General features: G+C 52.0%; 18 protein-coding genes. 7 read left to right on the forward strand and 11 right to left on the reverse strand.

What is annotated here, in order from left to right:
* Nucleotides 1-26 precede the first annotated feature (26 nt).
* From EG028_RS04805 to EG028_RS04830, 6 genes are all read right to left on the reverse strand, one after another.
* Nucleotides 27-599, reverse strand: coding sequence for an AraC family transcriptional regulator (locus EG028_RS04805; RefSeq protein WP_120515343.1), 573 nt, complete (start codon nt 597-599; stop codon nt 27-29).
* Nucleotides 600-601: 2 nt separating this feature from the next.
* Nucleotides 602-1,474, reverse strand: a complete 873-nt coding sequence (locus EG028_RS04810) for a hypothetical protein (protein WP_120515342.1) — start codon at nt 1,472-1,474, stop codon at nt 602-604.
* 10 nt (nt 1,475-1,484) lie between these two features.
* Complete coding sequence (locus EG028_RS04815; RefSeq protein ID WP_162946299.1) at nt 1,485-2,030, reverse strand: heavy-metal-associated domain-containing protein; 546 nt, start codon at nt 2,028-2,030, stop codon at nt 1,485-1,487.
* A gap of 89 nt (nt 2,031-2,119) precedes the next feature.
* Nucleotides 2,120-2,500, reverse strand: a complete 381-nt coding sequence (locus EG028_RS04820; protein WP_120515340.1) for an HYC_CC_PP family protein — start codon at nt 2,498-2,500, stop codon at nt 2,120-2,122.
* A 49-nt stretch (nt 2,501-2,549) separates the two neighbouring features.
* Nucleotides 2,550-4,532: a putative porin gene (locus tag EG028_RS04825; RefSeq protein WP_120515339.1), complete on the reverse strand. Its 1,983-nt coding sequence runs from the start codon at nt 4,530-4,532 to the stop codon at nt 2,550-2,552.
* 30 nt (nt 4,533-4,562) lie between these two features.
* Nucleotides 4,563-5,375 carry a purine-nucleoside phosphorylase gene (locus tag EG028_RS04830; protein WP_120515338.1) on the reverse strand — a complete coding sequence of 271 codons (813 nt, stop codon included), beginning with the start codon at nt 5,373-5,375 and terminating at the stop codon, nt 4,563-4,565.
* A gap of 116 nt (nt 5,376-5,491) precedes the next feature.
* On the opposite strand from EG028_RS04830, the gene sucC reads away from it, so the two are divergent.
* The 6 genes from sucC to EG028_RS04860 all read left to right on the forward strand — a co-directional run bounded on the left by sucC (nt 5,492) and on the right by EG028_RS04860 (nt 12,604).
* Nucleotides 5,492-6,706: an ADP-forming succinate--CoA ligase subunit beta gene (sucC, locus tag EG028_RS04835; RefSeq protein WP_120515337.1), complete on the forward strand. Its 1,215-nt coding sequence runs from the start codon at nt 5,492-5,494 to the stop codon at nt 6,704-6,706.
* Between the two features lie 136 nt (nt 6,707-6,842).
* Complete coding sequence (locus EG028_RS04840; protein ID WP_120515336.1) at nt 6,843-7,901, forward strand: DUF4407 domain-containing protein; 1,059 nt, start codon at nt 6,843-6,845, stop codon at nt 7,899-7,901.
* Between the two features lie 319 nt (nt 7,902-8,220).
* A complete protein-coding gene (locus EG028_RS04845; RefSeq protein ID WP_120515335.1) occupies nt 8,221-10,125 on the forward strand; it encodes a DUF4139 domain-containing protein in 1,905 nt (634 codons plus the stop codon).
* A 119-nt stretch (nt 10,126-10,244) separates the two neighbouring features.
* Nucleotides 10,245-10,661, forward strand: a complete 417-nt coding sequence (locus tag EG028_RS04850) for an OsmC family protein (RefSeq protein ID WP_120515334.1) — start codon at nt 10,245-10,247, stop codon at nt 10,659-10,661.
* A gap of 87 nt (nt 10,662-10,748) precedes the next feature.
* The gene (locus tag EG028_RS04855) at nt 10,749-11,945 is read left to right on the forward strand and encodes a hypothetical protein (RefSeq protein ID WP_120515333.1); all 1,197 of its coding nucleotides are present in this window, start codon (nt 10,749-10,751) and stop codon (nt 11,943-11,945) included.
* A 122-nt stretch (nt 11,946-12,067) separates the two neighbouring features.
* The gene (locus EG028_RS04860) at nt 12,068-12,604 is read left to right on the forward strand and encodes a hypothetical protein (protein WP_123864559.1); all 537 of its coding nucleotides are present in this window, start codon (nt 12,068-12,070) and stop codon (nt 12,602-12,604) included.
* Here the strand turns inward: EG028_RS04860 and EG028_RS04865 are convergent.
* Genes EG028_RS04865 through EG028_RS04885 form a run of 5 tightly spaced genes read right to left on the reverse strand, consistent with a single transcriptional unit; the run spans nt 12,567 to nt 14,660 of the window.
* Entirely contained in the window at nt 12,567-13,187 is a 621-nt protein-coding gene (locus EG028_RS04865) for a SprT-like domain-containing protein (RefSeq protein WP_120515331.1), read from the reverse strand. The two genes, EG028_RS04860 and EG028_RS04865, sit on opposite strands and share 38 nt — an antisense overlap.
* Nucleotides 13,188-13,191: 4 nt before the next feature.
* Nucleotides 13,192-13,587 carry a hypothetical protein gene (locus EG028_RS04870; RefSeq protein WP_120515330.1) on the reverse strand — a complete coding sequence of 132 codons (396 nt, stop codon included), beginning with the start codon at nt 13,585-13,587 and terminating at the stop codon, nt 13,192-13,194.
* The gene (locus tag EG028_RS04875) at nt 13,577-13,801 is read right to left on the reverse strand and encodes an AtpZ/AtpI family protein (RefSeq protein ID WP_120515329.1); all 225 of its coding nucleotides are present in this window, start codon (nt 13,799-13,801) and stop codon (nt 13,577-13,579) included. The genes EG028_RS04870 and EG028_RS04875 overlap by 11 nt, the downstream gene beginning before the upstream one ends.
* Nucleotides 13,767-14,207 (reverse strand): bactofilin family protein, encoded by a 441-nt coding sequence (locus EG028_RS04880; RefSeq protein WP_206614386.1) that lies wholly within the window; start codon nt 14,205-14,207, stop codon nt 13,767-13,769. Before EG028_RS04880 ends, EG028_RS04875 begins: the two co-directional genes overlap by 35 nt.
* A gap of 54 nt (nt 14,208-14,261) precedes the next feature.
* Nucleotides 14,262-14,660 (reverse strand): hypothetical protein, encoded by a 399-nt coding sequence (locus EG028_RS04885; RefSeq protein WP_120515328.1) that lies wholly within the window; start codon nt 14,658-14,660, stop codon nt 14,262-14,264.
* Nucleotides 14,661-14,966: 306 nt separating this feature from the next.
* On the opposite strand from EG028_RS04885, the gene porW reads away from it, so the two are divergent.
* Entirely contained in the window at nt 14,967-17,864 is a 2,898-nt protein-coding gene (gene porW, locus EG028_RS04890) for a type IX secretion system periplasmic lipoprotein PorW/SprE (protein ID WP_162946297.1), read from the forward strand.
* Nucleotides 17,865-17,944: the final 80 nt, after the last annotated feature.

Here is a 17,944-nt window from a genome sequence, read left to right on the forward strand (position 1 = left end):
CTTTTTTTGTAATGCCCGCACACTGATCAGATATGATCCAGCGGCTTGCGTTTATCTTCTTTCAGCTGTTTGAAATGACTGGGGGTAAGCCCCGTCACTTTTTTGAACTGGCCGGAAAGATGCGCCACGCTGCTGTACCCCAGCTTGTACGCGATCTCGCTGAGCGTCAGCTCGCCGTATACGAGCAATTCTTTCACCCGTTCTATTTTCTGCTGAATGATGTATTGTTCTATCGTGGTGTTCTCCGTTTCGGAAAACAGTTTGCTGAGCTGGTGATAATCCTTTTGCAGCTTCTGCGAAAGCAGCGTGGAAAAGTTGGCGTTCAGTTCGTCCAGTTCGCCGTAATGCACGGTTTCCACCACGAAGTTTTTGATGGCTTCCACCGTTTGATGACGGCGGTCGTCCAGCAAGGTAAACCCTTCTTCTTTCAGCGCTTCCGCAATATTCTCCAGCTGCGGGGCATCGGGCGCCTTTTTCAGCAGGGCCTTGCCCAGGCTTACGTCCAGCACTTCCTGGCCATGATGTTCCAACACGTAACGCACCATTTTGATACAACGCGGGCACACCATGTTTTTGATATGTAATTCTGCCTTGCTCATAATTATTGCTGCTTTCTGATGTTGTAAAAATTAAACTCGTACCTTACCAGGAAACTCCTGTCCATCACCCGGTCCATATCCCCGTACAACTGCCAGCGGTAACCGAGGTCCACACGGGAGTTGCTGTTGATAATGAACTGCACGGCGGGCGCCATGTCCACGTAATAATTCCTGCGGTACTGGTCCAGGTTGCTCTTGCCGAGGAACTCCACATACAGGTTCACATTCGTCTGTTTGTAGTTTTTGTACTTACGCGGAAACAGCAGGTAACCGGCGGAAAGACTGTAGTTAAGCGCATTCTTCGAAAAGAAAAGCGGCAGCTCGTCTTTGGTGTTCTTAAAATACCGGTCGTATGCCACCGTGCCGGAAAGGGCCAGCTTGTGCAGCAGCTGTGTGGCTATGATGCCGCCGCTTACACCGGAGGCGCTGCCGTCCAGGTCCAGCTCTTCGTTGTTATAAGGCTTTGCGGTATGATCGTGGCCCTCGCCCATGGGCGGAATAAATGGGTTATTGATCAGCGAGCCTTTTACAAATGCCGCCATCCTGAAATGCGTCTGCACTTCGTCCATGGAAATGAAGCGGTATTTGGCGTATACGCTGGCGCCTTCAAACTCGAACTGTTTTTGCATCATATTCGAGAAATAACCACTGGCGTGCAGCATGAGTTTTTTGGAAAACCCGTACATCACTTCCGGCTGCAGGCGGTAGCCGGTATAATCGGCATGGTCCATCGGGAAAAACTTGTTCGTAAGCCGCACGCCCAGTGAACCTGTGGCCATATTGCTGGCCGGCTCCGAGTACACATACAGCTCCTGGCCGTGCGCGGCCGCAGCCGCACCTGTAAAGGCGAATAATAAAAAGAGTTGCTTCAGCATGGTCAGGGGCTTAAATGGTTACGTGATACACTCTTTTACCGGCGGGTTTGGTACCGGGCTGGCAGCAGTCCGCCATGGTACCGGTGGCATAACAGGCCATTTTGGTCTGCGTGCTGTACTTCTTGTACGTTTTCGCGGATACGAAGTCTTTGTCTATCACGGTCACTTCTTTCTCACCCTGCAGGGTCTGCGGTTTTACATTTACAAAATGCAGCGTTTGCCCGCCAAACACGATATGTTTGTCGTTTTCAACTTTCACCTGGTCAAAGTCGGCTGTCACTTTCAGCGTGGCTACGGAAAATCCGGCGCCTTCCACTTTCTGTTTGATCTGGTCCAGGTTTACGGGCACGTTCGGTTTGAAATGGAGGATAAAGGTGGTGGTGTTCAGGTCTGTATCGATCTTATCCACGAAAGGAAGCGTTTTCAGGGCTTTTTGGGTGGCGTTGGAACACATGGCGCAGGTGAGGCCGGCGGCCTGTAATGCGGCTTTTTTGTATTGTGCGGAAGCGGTGAGCTGAGCACCAATGAGAGCTATAGCTAAGAGTATTGTTTTCATGATCATTCATTTTCGGGCACCAATTGCCCATTACATAATCGTGCTGTGAATACGCACGGATTTACGGGTCCTGGGGGAATGGTCCGGTATCAGATCAGAAAAGTACAATGCTGTTTGTAGAGAGGCAGGGCCGGCGTCTGGGGCGGCGCATGCACGGGCGCCCATACTTTCAGTACGGGGGCGTTAAAAACGGGCTGCAGCCAGGAGGGCTGAAAGGCCAGGGGTACGGCCACCCAGTTTTCGGTGAGGCCCACGAAGGCTTTGGCGGCCTGGTGGGAATCGTCCATTTTGAAGAACTTCGCTTCGTCCTTGCAGCAATCACCTTTTAAAGGCATGCCGCATTTGGGGCAGGGCTCCTTAGAGGTATCACGCAGGTCCACGGAAGCCAGCTCGCCCATACAGTAATGCGCATTGACACTAAACCCACTGGTAATCAGCGTGTAAAGTATGGCAAAACATATGGTGAGCATTTTCTTCACAATACAAATTTAAGGCATTCCGGTTGAAATAACACAGCTGTTAGTTGATGAACCACCAGCGCAGGCCCACCCTCAGCGCAAAATCGTTGCTGGCGTACAGCGGGGCGTAGAAATTATAGTTCCAGACAAAGGAATTCAGGTTCTCCGCGCGTACATATGCCGTGAAAGACTTGATCCTGAAATGCACAAACGCGGCCACTTCAGGCGTGTTGCTGAACTGCTGGGTGTTCTGGTAGACGAACTGGCCTATTACCGGCGAATAATCGTCCGCATAATAAGGTGTGTTATATTTTCCTTCAAGACCGGTGTAAAGGTTCAGGTTTTTGAACAGGCGGGCCGTATACGCCATACGCAGCCTGGCCCAGAAGGCGGGTATCTGCACGGGGGCGCTGCCGGCGATCTGCTGGAAAGCGGCGTCTCCATCGAAGGTGAAGCTGCCAAGGTCTACGCGTTTGTAGGCCACCAACTGGAGGAGGTTGAACAGGCCGGTGAACTGGTCGCTTTCCTTATAATTTTTAAAATACGTGTATTTGTTGAACAGGTAATAATTAGCCGTCAGCACATATTTCAGCTTCTTATTATCTGCGCTGAACTGTATCTGGGTGATGTTTTCCTTGTCCAGGTTCAGGTTCTGCCATGGTCTGTCCAGGTTGGAGCCGAAGTAGCGGTATACATACGAAGGTTCTTTATTCACGTTCATGGCCATCAGGCTCACGTTGCCCAGCGTTTCGTTGAGGAAGCGGCTGAGGCGGCCCATTACGGCGTAATCCCCGGCGTTTTCGCCCAATACGTAAAACTCGCCTTTGGCCTGGAGGTCCCAGCGCAGGTTACGGGTTTTGTTCCGGTATTCGCCATGCACCCTGAAGTTCATAAATGATATGGTGTCTGCCTGGAACCGTCCCGAAATATTATCCAACCCGCCGCCCAGCTTAAAGAAGTGCGCCAGGTTGCCGCGTACCGGGAATTGCATGACGGATACATCGTTGCTGATGATGCGCCACTGGTGGCGGGTGAACACGCTGTCGTTGCCCGCCTTGGGTATATTGAAACCATATTTGCCGGCATACCAGGCTGAATCCGGCGCCGAGTCTATGAACTCGTAGGTGTTCTGCGTATAACTGAAAGTATGCTCCACCCTGAACAGCGGGTCGAATTTATAGATGTCCGTAGTGTCATTGATGTGAATGGAATCGCCCTTGCCCCAGTCGTATTGCTGGCGGATCAGGATGCTGGCTTCCTGGTAATCGTTTTTGGTGGGGATGGATGTATTAAAAAAGCTGCTGCTGTTCTGATCGTTGTCACCGCCGAGGTTGGTGGGTATCAGGCGCAGCTGGGTATATTCCGGGTTCCGGAGGTCTTCGGGATTCTGTATGCCCCCGTTTTCACCCCCGTTCAGTTTGTTCAGGTAATAACTCCCGAAGATATGATACCGTTTGTTCTGGCTGTTGTAATTGGCCGTCACGTTGTAATTGTCGTGGTTCGTGCTCTGGTTCCGGTAAAAACCGGGGGAGTTGATCTTGCGGTAGCCGAATGAAAAGTTGAACTTCTCCCCCCTGTTCTGTGTATGCATCAGGTTGATCATCTGCTCCTGTTTGGCGCCGATGAGGTAACCCAGTTCGGAATAAGGGCGGTTGGTATTATAGAACTTCGCGTTGCCGTGATTGTAACCATATACGTCAAAGGCATGGAAGCCGGGGTCGAAGCCGGGGATCATGCGGGGGCTGAGCAGCAGGTTGCGGGCGGCGTTGCCGTTATTGCCCAGGTTCATATAGGTGGCGGGCACACGCAGGTAGTTGAGCTGAAAGTCTGAAATGGTGGAATCAAGCATGAAGTCTGTGGGCTCATCCAGGTAACGGAAGCGGAGCGTGAGGGTATCAGGCTCGTGGTCGTGTTTGGTGGTATCGCGCTGCATGGAAGAATTACCCCCTCCGCCACCGGTCGGGAGGCGGTTGGTATTAAATTGCGCCCGGAGGGCTGAGCCGGAGCATACCAGCAGTAAAAAAACGATAGTGAAATGCCTCATCCTGATGATTCGTGTGGGATCCGCAATTTGTTACAATTGTTGGACCAATTCGCTGAAAATATATGTTAAATGTGGTTCCGCTCCTTTGGCCGCGGCCAGTACTTCTTCGTGGGTGATCACATTGTCTTCGTCCCTGATGCCCAGGTCCGTGATCACGCTCATGGCAAATACCTTCAGGCCGCTGTGGATGGCTACGATCACTTCCGGCACGGTACTCATGCCCACGGCGTCTCCCCCGATGAAGTGCATGAATTTGTATTCCGCCCGGGTTTCGAAGGTAGGCCCCTGCACGCCCACGTATACGCCGGTATGTAAAGATATGCCTTTGGCGGAAGCAATTGCCTGTGCGGAGGTTATCAGTGTTTTAGCATATGGTTCGCTCATATCCGGGAACCGGGGGCCCAGGGCGTCCTCGTTCCGGCCGCGGAGCGGGTGCTCCGGCTGGAGGTTGATATGATCGGTGATGATCATGAGGTCCCCCACGCGGAAATTTTTGTTCATCCCCCCGGCCGCATTGGAAATGAGCAGGGTATGAATGCCCAGGGCTTTCATGACCCTTACGGGAAAGGTGACCTGCTGCATGGTAAGGCCTTCGTAATAATGGAAACGGCCCGCCATGGCTACTACGGGCTTGCCGCCCAGCCGGCCCAGGATCAGTTTCCCGGAATGCCCTTCCACGGTGGCGGGAGGGAAATGGGGGATGTCTGAATAGGAGATCTCCGTCCGGTCGGTTATCTCCCCCGCCAGGTTCCCCAGGCCGCTGCCCAGGATGATGCCCGACAGGGGTGTTTCCTTCGCAAACTGCCTTATATAAGCCGTTGCTTCATTGATCTGTACCAGCATAGCCATGATTTGTGCCCGGCAAAGTTAATTCTATATAACATATCATCATCTCCCCCCAAAGAAATCCCTATTCTAAAACATAATTTGCCTAAATTAGCGGCCAAATTTAATTACCGATGAATTTACACGAGTACCAGGCTAAAGAACTGCTGAAAAAATATAACGTACCGGTACAGGAAGGTATCCCGGTAGATACTCCAGAAGCGGCTGCGGAAGCATATAAGCAACTGAAAGTGCAATATGGCAACAACTTCGCGGTTGTAAAAGCACAGATCCACGCTGGTGGCCGTGGTAAAGGCCTGATTGAAGGTACCAAACAACATGGCGTAGCGGTAGGAAAAAGCTCAGAAGATATCAAAACCATCGCCGGGAACATCCTGGGCGGTACCCTGGTGACCGTACAGACCGGCCCCGCGGGTAAAGTGGTGAATAAAGTACTGGTTGCCCAGGACGTATATTATGACGGCCCCGCCAAACGCGAGGAGTTTTACCTCTCCATCCTGCTGGACAGGGCAAGCGGCCAGAATATGATCGTATATTCCACAGAAGGCGGCATGAGCATCGAAGACGTAGCGCATGACACTCCTGAGAAAATATACCGCGAACGCGTACAGCCTAATATGCCCCTCCAGGGCTTCCAGGCGCGCAAGATCGCGTTTAACCTCGGCGTAACCGGCGAGGCCTTCAAAAACATGGTGAAATTTGTGACCAACCTGTACAACGCGTACGTGGGCCTGGACGCCGCCATGATCGAGATCAACCCGCTGTTCAAAGCGGCGGACGATAAAGTGATCGCGGTAGATTGCAAACTGAGCCTGGACGACAACGCCCTGCTCCGTCACCCGGACCTGGTAGCCCTGCGCGATGTAACCGAAGAAGATCCCACCGAAGTGGAAGCAGGCAAACACAACCTGAACTTCGTAAAACTGGACGGTAACGTAGGCTGTATGGTAAACGGCGCCGGCCTGGCCATGGCTACCATGGACATGATCAAACTCTCCGGCGGCGAACCCGCGAACTTCCTGGACGTAGGCGGTACCGCAAACGCACAGACCGTGGAAGCAGGCTTCCGCATCATCCTGAAAGATCCTAAAGTAAAAGCGATCCTGATCAATATCTTTGGCGGTATCGTTCGTTGCGACAGGGTGGCACAGGGTGTGATCGACGCTTACAAATCCATCGGCACCATCACCGTTCCCATTATCGTACGCCTGCAAGGCACCAACGCTGCTGAAGCAAAAGTGCTGATCGAGGAAAGCGGCCTGAAAGTACAGAGCGCCATCCTGCTGAGCGAAGCGGCTGACCTGGTGAACAAGGCGGTGAACGCTTAACCGAACAGAATATTGTTCTATCATATGAATGGCCGGCATTATCGCCGGCCATTTTTTTGCCTATCTTTGAAGTCCATCCTTTTTATATATAGAACGTGCGTCAGGTTAATAGTTCAACTACTAACATTGAATCTTTATGCTACGCATCCGCCAATTCTTTCTGATCTGTTCCGGGGCACACCTGCCCATGCTTCGCCGCGCGCCTTCCGAGCTTAACAAGTACGCGGGCATCGGCGCCACCGTATTTTTTACCGGTCTTTTTGCCGCCATATCAGCAGGCTACGCCCTCTGGACCATCTTCCGGCAACCCTGGATCGCCCTGCTGTTCGCCATCGTATGGGGGCTCATGATCTTTAACCTGGACCGCTACATCGTGTCCAGCATGAAAAAACGCGAACGTTTCGGGCAGGAACTGTGGATGGCCACACCCCGTATCATCCTCGCCGTGCTCATCGCCGTGGTGATCTCCAAACCGCTGGAACTGAAAATATTTGATACCGAGATACAGGCCGAACTGATCATTATGGAACAGCAGAAGTTCCGTGAACAGGAAACCAAAGTATCCGAACGTTATCTCACCCGCAGCAACGAACTGAAAGCCCGCCTTGCTGCAGTACAGCAGGAAATGGCCGTACAGGCCGCCCGCCGCGACACCCTGCAGCTGCTCGCCCAGCAGGAAGCGGACGGTACCGGCGGCTCACGGGTAAAAAACCTGGGGCCTATCTATAAAGCCAAAAAAGCCGATGCGGACAGTGCATCAGCCACCCTTGCCGCGCTGGCGATCCGCCAGAAGGCGCTCCGTGAGGAACTGGCGAAGGTGGATAGTACCGTCACCGGGGATATTGCGGGCCTGCAACGCGGCCGGCTGAACGGCATGGCCTCCCGCCTGGAAGCGCTGGGCCGGATCACCGCCGCCAGCCAGGCCATCCGCTGGGCAAACTGGTTCATCATGCTGCTGTTCATCGCTATCGAAACCGCCCCTGTATTCGTCAAACTCATTTCCCCCCGCGGCCCTTACGACGACCTGCAGGACCAGCACGAGTTTTCCTTTACCATGCACCGGAAAGAAAAGAAAACTATCCTCCAGATGGAAACCGAAGACCGCATCGCGAAAAAAGAAGCGGAACTGGGTATAAGGAAAGGGGGTGAAAGCCTTGGCCGGCAGGCTGGCGGCGGCCAGACCGCGTTTTCTTAATAATGCGCCCGGCCTGTTCTTATAGCGCCGCCGGCCCGCATAGACCTCCGCTACTTGATAGTATTTTGCCTTTTACCGGAAAACAACCCCGTTATATACTGGAAATAACCGGGGAACAGCCATGGTGGATATAGGAGAGATACAGGCAAGGCGGACGTGAGGTGGAGGTGAGGCGGACATGATCCGGAGTTGACCCGGCTAATATGCTATCAGTATCCGGTGGCCGGGTAAAGGGCATAAAAAAGACCGCATGTATAATTTTTTACCGGGTATTTATGGAATCAGGACAAAAAACACATCCTGACCCAAAATACCCGGTATGAAACCATTACTATACCTCCTCCTTATTTTTACCTGCACTAATGCAGCCGCCCAAACGAAGAAACTCAACGTGCCTTCAGGCATCGAAAATGTGACCGTATTCCTGCAAGGCGCACAGATCACCCGCACCGCCACCGCCACCATCCCCTCCGGCACCACCACGCTGGTATTCCCCGGCATCTCCCCCGAGCTGGAAGAAAAAAGCATCCAGGTGCAGGGGAAAGGCGCATTTACCATCCTCTCCGTTTCCCGTGAAAAAAACTATAAGAACAGCCAGAGCCCGCAGGAAGAATTAAGAAAATTGCAGGACCAGCTGGAAACGCTGGAAGAAAAACTTCAACGCGAAAGGAATAAAGAATCGGTGTACAGGCAGGAAGAGGAAATGCTGAAAAAAAACCAGGACCTGCGCGGGACCAATACCGGCCTCAAAACCGCGGACCTGAAAGAAGCCCTGGACTTCCAGCGAAACCGCCTCACGGAAGTGCTGGACCAGCTGCTCACCATACAGACCAATATACGCCGGCTGAGTTATGAGATCCAGAAAAACGGCCTGCAACGCTCGGCCCTCATGGAAACAAAAGATACTTCCACCACAGACCTGCTCGTTACCGTTTCATCCAAAGAAAATATCAGCGGCAAACTCACCCTGCGGTATCTCGTAAAAAACGCAGGCTGGTTTCCCTCCTACGAGCTGCGCGTGGAAAACATCAGCCGCCCGATGGAGCTGGCGTACAAAGCCAATGTATTCCAGCAATGCGGCGAAGACTGGAAAAATGTAAAACTCAGCCTCTCCAGCGGTAATCCTTCGGAGAACGGCATGAAACCTGAAATGAACGCCTGGTACCTGCGGACGTTCAACAATATGCAGGAGCTGATCCGCGCCCGCAGCACCACGCCTTTAACCGATATCAGCCAGGTCACCGGCCACGTTACCGATGCTGGCGGTAATCCTATTTCAGGCGCTACCGTCCGGGTACCCAACCGTACGATCGGTACCGCCACCAATCAGAACGGCGAGTTTAATCTTCAATTGCCGCCCGGCACCAAAGCCCTGGATATATCATTTATCGGTTATAAAGAACAGCAGGTAATGCTCAATGGTAATTCCCTTTCGGTAGTGATGTATGAAGATACCAGGGCGCTCAGCGAAGTAGTGGTGGTGGGATATGGTGCGAAAAAAAAGGAAGTGATGACGGGCGCACTGGCAGGCGCTGTGCCAGGAGTAAGAATTCGCGGTATGAATACAAAACAGGAACGTGAAGACATCCCGCTGGATGTATCCGCAAGTTTCCACACCACCAGTGTCAACTTCGATATTGCCTTGCCTTACACGATCCTTTCAGATGGTAAACCTTACGCCGTGGCGGTAAGCCAGGCACAGGTAGCCACGAGTTATCTCTACCATGCAGCACCCAAGCTGGATGCAGCCGCTTATCTCGTGGCCGGCATTACGGGCTGGGAACAAATGAACCTGCTGGAAGGTGAAGCCAGTATCTATTTTGAAGGCACCTACCTCGGCAAGTCCCTGCTGAACCTGCAAAGCGCTTCGGATACACTTTACGTATCGCTGGGCAGGGATAAAAACATCGTGATCAACCGCAAACTGCAAAAGGAATATGCCAAAAACCAATTCCTGGGCAGCAACCAGACGGCTGTACGAAACTGGGAGATCAGTGTAAGGAACAACAAACAGGAGCCTATCCGCATTGTGGTGGAAGACCAGGTGCCGATGGCCGCGCAGGGCGAAGTGGAAGTAAGCAAAGTGTCCTACGCCGGCGCGAATATCAATCCTGTCACACAGCTGGTCACCTGGAGCCTGGACATACCCGTGAAAGAAGAAAAAAAGATGCAGCTCCAGTACACCGTGAAATATCCGAAGGATAAGCTCGTGAACCTCGATTAATACACATCACCCCAATTCTCTAATATCAATTTCGATGTAGCTCATGCTTCAACAGCGCCTCCCGCTCCCGGGAGGCATTTTTTTGTTATAAGCCCAACTTTGCGTACATTAAACATATTATGCAGGTACATATCAAAACAATCCACGAAACCAGCGCCGCGGCAGCATGGGCGGGGCCGCGCAGCGTTGTGATAGACCGCACCCCCCGGGCCGGCGGGCTTGGCATAGGGTTCAGCGGCGAAGAACTTTTTATGATGGCGATAGGCGCCAGTCTTTGTAACGACCTGTACCGGGAAGCCGCCATCCGGGGCATAGACATTGCGCATGTGGAGATCGTTGTGAACGGGGACTGGAGCGGGGAGCCCGCCCTGGCAAAAAACATCCGGTACGACATCCGACTGGAATCGCCCGCGCCGCGTAAAGATGTGGAAGACCTCATCAGGCATACGGACCAGGTGGCGGAAATACCCTACTCGCTCAGGAGCGGCACACAGGTAAAACTGAACACCGTGGATATCGTGAAACAGGGCGCTTAACGCACCCCGTCACCTTCCAAACAGGCATGCCTCCTCATGCCCCGGCTTTCATTTGTTACCAGCCGGTAATTTGTTATTTTGCATATTATGAATATCCCTAAAACCTCTGCCCTCTTTACTTTCCTTCTTATCATGTGCCTGCACGCCACCGCGCAGAGAAGCCGGGTAAGTTCCAGAAACCAGCGCACCGCACCCGATTCCGCAAAGGCGGACAACAAAGGTTCCGTCAGCAAACAAAAACAGCTCTACCTCCTCGATTCCGCGGAAATAAAAACCCTCACCGAGGAACAGCTGCAAACCAGCCAGGTGGGTTTTATGAATACCGTCAAAGATCCGTTCACCCTTTTTAAACTGGGTTACGGCAAATATGACAGCGTTACTTTCATCTTCACCAAACATTACCTGAAACTCTCCCCGGAACTGAAGAATATTCCTTCCCAGGCGCGCCTTGACAAACGGAAGAACAACCGCTATTACTTCAGGGGCGAAATGTATACCGGGAAAGTGATCGATTATTATTATTCCGGAGACATCAAAGAGGAAGGATATTATGAAGAAGGCCTGCAGAAAGGGCCTTTAAAAAGATATGATATCAACGGCATCCTTACCCTCCACACCGTTTCCGTTGCAGACACACTGGACCTTGAAGGAGCTTCCACGGACAGTGCGGGGAATGTCTATTACCGTTGGAAATACGTGTTGCCCGGGATGGTTTTGGTATCGGAATATTATTATCCCAACGGCAGTATAAAAAAACGCGTGCAATTACATCAGTATGGCACGATTACGACAAAATATCTGTCTTCCGGCCTCATGACGGATTCCAGCTCCCGCATCCGGACGTCAGGCGGACCGGAGACAGAAAAAACAAAAACAACGGAACGGCGTGAGCGGCTTCTTAAAATAGATGAGTATGCCGCAGCGTTAAAAAGAGAGCCCGGCAACCCGGAGATCTACCTGGCCCGCGCCTATTACAGGTTAAAGAACCTCGAATTCGATATGGCGCTGGAAGATGTGAACACCTGTATTTCACTGGAACCGCAGGAGCCCGACTATTATGGTGAACGCGCACTGATGCCTGTGTACAAAGCCGCCTATTTTGATACGGACGACCGGCTGAAGAAAAAAGACGTGCTGAACTACCTGGCAAATCATCCCAACATCAATATACCACCGGCAAAAAGAACGGCGATGATGGAAGACCTGAAAAAAGCGGCCGGTCCGTTCAGTTCGGACAAAGTGTTTAAGGAATTGTACAAGTACCTGAAGAGTATCAATTTCTGACCATGAAATATCTCCCCTGCCTGTTGTTCTTTTTGTGCGCATGCAATGCACCGCCCCTTGCTGAGATACCACCTTCCAATACGAGGGAGGTACATATTTTCCTGCAAAACTTTGAAACCCAAATGCCCATAGGCAGTATAAAACTGGATATACCACAGAAATGGGACACCATGTTCACCTGGCAGCACTATTCCTGCACCATCCCCCCCGATGAAACTAAATACAGGTTTCAACCCAAAACATATCCTGTATTCCTGGAAAACGGATCCTTTTGGGATGATATCACAGATTCGGTGGATCAGCTGACAATCAGTCACCAGCCGAATTTGAATCCAGGGGAATCAGACTGGAGCTACATTGACAGGCATCACCAAAATACGAAAGACATTTTCCTGAAATACTATCCGGGAGAGACGATAGACGTGGATACGATCTTAACAATAGGGGAACTCCGTTTCTCAATTCTTACAGATATAATGGACGAAAAACACCCAACGGTAGCGACAACGCTGGTAAATGCGGTGCCATTAAGATTCACATTCAGACATGTGTTCAAACATATACAACCCGATCCTGCAACGTCTTATCGCAGGATGATAGAAGTATTAAAGTCCCTGAGAATTACGTCTCCACCACCTCCACCTCGTAAACAGGGCTAAAAAGATACACCCGTTTGGAGGGTATCTCCTCGCAGCGGAATCTTTTCCGGATACGTTCTCCTTTGCGGAATACGCGGCCGTCTTTGGTTTTGAAGAGCTGGCCGGCGGGCAGCTGCTCTACGAGGTAATGATTGTCTTTGCGGCGGTCGTAGTTCTTGAGCACCCGCATCAGGTCTTCGTCCGCGCAGGAGCTGGCGGCGGGGTTGTGCAGGCTTTGTTTCACCGCGGCTTCCACATCGGGGGGCAAGTATTGTTTGCCTACAAATTCCCGGAGGATCTTGCTGTATTCCTGTTTCCATTCTTTGCCGTGCGCGGACACGCGGTTGCCGTACACAATAAAGGTGACCAGGTGGGCGATCTCATGGAGGAGGGTGAGGAGGAAGGAATATTTGTTCAGGCCGCCGTTGATACTGATGCGGTGGCCTTTGTTTTCGTAAGGGTGCCGGTAATCGCCCAGAACGCTCTGGCGCTCGCGGGTAATGGTAAGGTGAACCTTATACTCGGAGATATAGGCGATCACCTGCTCAAACGTTCCGTCCGGCAGGTAACTGGCTAACGCATGTAAAGGTGCTTCTTGCTTCAAACGCTCAGGATTTCTTTTGCTTGATACTCATCCGGTACAGGTGGATGGTTTCAAACACCGTGTAGACCAGGTAAAAGCCCAGCAGCAGGAAAATAGTGGCTTTGCTCACCTGCGGGCGGCTCAGGAACACGTACACGCCGATGCCCACCACGCAGAGCATCAGTTTGCTGAGTGTGGAGGCATATACTGACCGTACAAAAACATTGGGATTGGAGGCCGTCATGCCTTTGCGGTTCAGGGAATAGCTGATGAGGGTGATGAGCGCCATGGCGATGTTGCCCGCTACCAGCACTTCAAAGTGCACCCCCAGCGATTGGAGGAGCCATTGCTGCAACAGGAACAGGACAGCGGTGATCAGTACGAACACCCCTGCCAGCCAGAGAATAAATTTATCGGTCATGCTTGCTGGTATCTTTTACAATTCGCCACAAAAGTAGGGCTAAAGCGAGTAAAGAAAAAATGATCATAAAAGCCGGGAACCTTATTCCCAGCCATTGATCCAGCAAGTAGCCCAGCCAAAGGGCCAGGCCGATGGCAGCAAGCATCTGGAACGCCAGCCCGGCGTACTTCCAGAGTGATTTATATGGATTCTTCCTGGAGGACGGTTCTTCCATTTTTTGATTCCGTATTGTTTGTCGATATAGCCGGCGGCAGGTCTGCCGGGTCCATATAGCAGCGGCCATTGAACTTCACCGTAGGTTCCATTTCAAAATGCGCCGTGTAAATATCCCCTTTGATCAATGCATTGCCTTTCAGGAACAGGAGTTCCTCGCATTTGATGATACCTGTCACCTTACCCAGGATATCCGCGCTCTGGCAGATCAGGTCACCGGTGATTTCGCCTTCAGGGCCCACTACAATCTTGGCTTTGGTAGACACGAGGCCGGTTACCTGGCCGTCTATCCTGATATCGCCCTCGCACACAATATCACCCTGGATACTGGTGCCATTCCCTATAAGATTGATGTTGGAGGTGGGCATAATGCTTTTGCCCTCGCCTTTCTTACTTTGGTTAAACATAGGTTCTCAGGTTTTTCGTTTTAATAAAGATGGTGTAAGATAGTGAAAAAATATTTAATAAGTACTATTGTCAACTTTAGGCAGTTTCAGCATGTTCGTGTCCAGCGGTTTGCTTTCGCCCACAACATTCTTCAACATATTGTCCAGGTACTGGTCCCGCACGGTAATAGCCCTTTCCAGGGAGTCCGTGCGCATCTTCAGCTGGAGGAATTCCTTGCGCTGTTTCAGGTCACCGTAACCCGGTATGTAATACCTCAGCGGGGTAAATACCACCGTGGCCACAGTAATGGCCACCAGCAATACAAACAGGGTGCTTAAGGCTACGTAAACGCTCATACGGGAAAGGCGGAAGGCAGTCACTTCCTCATAGGTATCATCATTCATGATCACGAGCCTGTACTTGTGGTTCAACCTGTCCAGGCTCCTCCCCTTATTTTTGTCTTCCAATGCCATATACGCTTAGTAAAAATGTAAAGATTGAAGAAAATAATGAAATATCCGACAAAAAATCATAATTCGTTAACGAAGACCATATAATGGCCTTTAAGTTAGCCCTTATACGCTGCCCAAAGAAAAAAATTATCCTATCTTTAAAATATTTTTTTCTCTAAAAGAGTTATATAGATTAGTAGTTTTTACTGACCCTGGCTTTACATGAATTATTATAGATCCTTATATATACGCGCCTGTGTGTTAAGTTTGGTTTTGTGTTCGGGTGCCCTGGCGGTATTTGGTCAAAATCAGGCGGCTGATAAACCTGTGAAAAAGGAAGACCGCCGCCCCCCTTCCGAAAAAATGGCCGAAAAGCCCTTTACCGTTACCCGCAGGGTGATTCAAAACACCGTTACCCGGTACAACTACTATTACCACGCAAAACTGAGGCTTGAAAAGGTACTCGCCGGCATCAACTCTCAGCGCCAGGATAACTATAACGTGTACCTCCCCTTCTACCCCTTCACCGTAGAAAAACTCAATCTCAACTCCGGCGAACTGGATTCCGTGATCCAGAAAGCGTCCGTGGCCGTACAGATACACGACCCGCGCGGCCGCTGGATAGACGACTGTTTCCTGCTCATCGGCAAAGCCTATTATTACAAAGGCGACTGGGAGAATGCGAACAATACTTTCCAGTACATCAATACCAAGTTTGCACCTAAAAAGAAGTCGGAATACAATACCGTGGTGGGCCGCAGCGAAGATGACCGCCTGTCCATCTCCACCCGGGAAAAACAAAAAGACTGGTACAGCCGCAAGTTCAGGCACAAAGCCGCCCGCAACGACGCCTTTATATGGCAGGCCCGCGCCTTCCTGGAGCAGGGCAAACATGACGAAGCCCAGTCGCTGCTGAACATCCTCGTGGCCGACCCTTATTTCCCCAAAAGGCTGAACGGCCAGCTGGCGGAATTGCAGGCATGGCGTTTTTACAAACAGGGCCTTTACGCCCAAACCATCGCCCCGCTGGAAGAAGCCATTAAAAAATCGAACAGCGGCCGCGCCCAGAAAGCCCGCATGAGTTTTATACTGGGCCAGCTGTATGCTGCGCAGGGCCGGCAGGATTCCGCCATGGACGCCTTCCGCCACGTGATCGCCCTGAAGCCGGACGCCACCATGGACTTCAATGCCCGCGTGCAGATTGCCAAAGCGAACGTAAGAGCGAACGGCGGCAGCCTCGAAGAAAGCATCGCCGCATTGCAGAAAATGCTGCGCAAAGAACGTTTCATCCCCTTCCGCGACGCGATCTATTACCAGATGGCCGCGCTTTGTGCAAACGAACAGCCGGAACGGGCGATCGAATTCCTGCAGAAATCACTGAAGGTGGAAAGCGCCAACATGCTGCAGAAAACACTCACCTTCAAAGGCATGGCGGATATCTATTATTTCCGGAAAGACTACGCCGCCGCACAGAAATATTACGACAGCACCTCGCTGATCATGGGCCCTGATTTTGAAGAGGCCAAACTCGTGAACGCCCGTAAAGAGGCGCTGGCTGAAGTAAGGGACAAGCTGCGCATCATGCACCTGGAAGACAGCCTGCAAACCCTCGCCTCCCTGTCTCCCGCCCTCCGCGACTCCATGCTGGCCAAACAGGTGAGCGCCATCAGGGCCGCCAAAGCCGCTCCTGAAAAAAGCAAAGGCGGCGCGTCCATAGAAAACTCGCAGCCGAAGTTCACCACGAACAGCGGTTACAGCAGCCCCTCCTTCGGCCCCGCGCCGGAAGCCGGCGGCGACTGGTATTTCTACAATACCAGCAGCAAAAGCACCGGATATTCCGAGTTCAAACGCCGCTGGGGCAACCGTGCCCTGAAAGACAACTGGCGCCGTACCCAGAGCACCAACCTGCTGGGGTCAGGCAACAATGCCGCCGTGGAAGAAACCGCCCCGGAATCAGACGTTGCAGCCGCTATCGCAAGTTTGCCCGCGGACAGAATCAACACTTCGCTGCTTGCGGAAAACCTCCCCAATACGCCCGAAAAGATGGAAGAATCGCGCACCCGGCAGCTGGAAGCCTGGTACGACCTGGGCAAGATCTACAACGATAAGCTGGACGATCCCCGTGAAGCGATCAGAACCTACGATTCACTGCTGGACAGGTTCCCGGAGAACCCTCGCAGGGTAGAAGAGCTGTATTCGCTCTACATCTGGCACAACCGGATGAACCACACCCAGGAGGCCACCCGCTATAAACAACTGATACTCACCCAATACGCCGGCACGAACTATGCGAACATCCTCCAGTTCGGCCTGCCCAAAGACGAGGATAAAACTAAAACCAGCGCCGTGAGCGCCGTTTACGAAGCGGCATACAATGCTTACCGCTCCGGTAACTACGATACGGTTTTTGTACTCAGGAAGTACGCGGATTCCACATTCGGATACAACTCCCTCCAGGCAAAATTCGACCTGCTGGAAGCCATGACCATCGTCAAAACTTCTTCAGAAGATTCTGCTAAAGCCGCTATCGCGGGCATTATTGCGAAATACCCCGGAGACGGGCCTATCCTCGCGCAGGCCAAAGCCATCCAGGATGTGCTGGACCGCCGCCAGCAGATCACCGATTACCTCGGTAAGCTGGAGATCAGCCGGGACAGCAGTACGGCCGCCCGTGTGGACGAAAATATCTCTATCCGCTATCCCTGGCAGACGCCCAAGCCCAACCTCCCCGATTCCACGGCTGCGGCTTCAACGGCCGTAACACCCGTAGTAACAGGAGTGGATTCAGTGGCAGTGGCCGCCGCACCGCCTCCGCCACCCCCTCCGCCGGTTACCCCGTATACGCTGGGTGACGAAAAGGCAGCGATCCCACATTTTGTGGTGATGTATTTCAACAGGGTGTCCAAAGTACTGGTAGATGAAGCCGTGGCGCAGTTCTCCCGGTACAATGCGGAGCAGCACCCGGCGGATAAACTGGAAACCAGCAGTTTTGTGCTCACCCCGACCGAGATCATGGTGATCGTACGGCTTTTCCCCGACGAAGGCAAAGCCCTGAATTATTTTGACGAAGTGGTGAAACAAGCCCCCACGGCTATTATTCCCCGCATCAAACCTACTGAGTATAAATTCTTTATCATATCCAGGGAAAATTTCATCCTGCTGAACAATACCAAAGACATAGAAGGGTATAAGAAATTCTTCGGCAATAACTTCATAACGGAATAATATTTGCACTCCACCCGGGAGCACTATGCCTCCCGGCCTATGAAACCCGGGGAAAACTGCATAATTTTGCATAAACAGAC

The organism is Chitinophaga barathri (assembly GCF_003807585.1).
In the GTDB taxonomy this organism is placed as follows: Bacteria; Bacteroidota; Bacteroidia; order Chitinophagales; family Chitinophagaceae; genus Chitinophaga; species Chitinophaga barathri.

Coding starts and splice junctions, on each gene's coding strand:
- EG028_RS04810 (WP_120515342.1), bottom strand. CDS start 1,474: ATGCTGAAGCAACTCTTTTTATTATTCGCCTTTACAGGTGCGGCTGCG.
- EG028_RS04870 (WP_120515330.1), bottom strand. CDS start 13,587: ATGACCGATAAATTTATTCTCTGGCTGGCAGGGGTGTTCGTACTGATC.
- EG028_RS04845 (WP_120515335.1), top strand. CDS start 8,221: ATGAAACCATTACTATACCTCCTCCTTATTTTTACCTGCACTAATGCA.
- EG028_RS04885 (WP_120515328.1), bottom strand. CDS start 14,660: ATGGCATTGGAAGACAAAAATAAGGGGAGGAGCCTGGACAGGTTGAAC.
- EG028_RS04840 (WP_120515336.1), top strand. CDS start 6,843: ATGCTACGCATCCGCCAATTCTTTCTGATCTGTTCCGGGGCACACCTG.
- EG028_RS04815 (WP_162946299.1), bottom strand. CDS start 2,030: ATGAAAACAATACTCTTAGCTATAGCTCTCATTGGTGCTCAGCTCACC.
- sucC (WP_120515337.1), top strand. CDS start 5,492: ATGAATTTACACGAGTACCAGGCTAAAGAACTGCTGAAAAAATATAAC.
- EG028_RS04855 (WP_120515333.1), top strand. CDS start 10,749: ATGAATATCCCTAAAACCTCTGCCCTCTTTACTTTCCTTCTTATCATG.
- EG028_RS04805 (WP_120515343.1), bottom strand. CDS start 599: ATGAGCAAGGCAGAATTACATATCAAAAACATGGTGTGCCCGCGTTGT.
- EG028_RS04825 (WP_120515339.1), bottom strand. CDS start 4,532: ATGAGGCATTTCACTATCGTTTTTTTACTGCTGGTATGCTCCGGCTCA.
- EG028_RS04830 (WP_120515338.1), bottom strand. CDS start 5,375: ATGCTGGTACAGATCAATGAAGCAACGGCTTATATAAGGCAGTTTGCG.
- EG028_RS04880 (WP_206614386.1), bottom strand. CDS start 14,207: ATGTTTAACCAAAGTAAGAAAGGCGAGGGCAAAAGCATTATGCCCACC.
- EG028_RS04860 (WP_123864559.1), top strand. CDS start 12,068: ATGCCCATAGGCAGTATAAAACTGGATATACCACAGAAATGGGACACC.
- EG028_RS04875 (WP_120515329.1), bottom strand. CDS start 13,801: ATGGAAGAACCGTCCTCCAGGAAGAATCCATATAAATCACTCTGGAAG.
- EG028_RS04820 (WP_120515340.1), bottom strand. CDS start 2,500: ATGCTCACCATATGTTTTGCCATACTTTACACGCTGATTACCAGTGGG.
- EG028_RS04850 (WP_120515334.1), top strand. CDS start 10,245: ATGCAGGTACATATCAAAACAATCCACGAAACCAGCGCCGCGGCAGCA.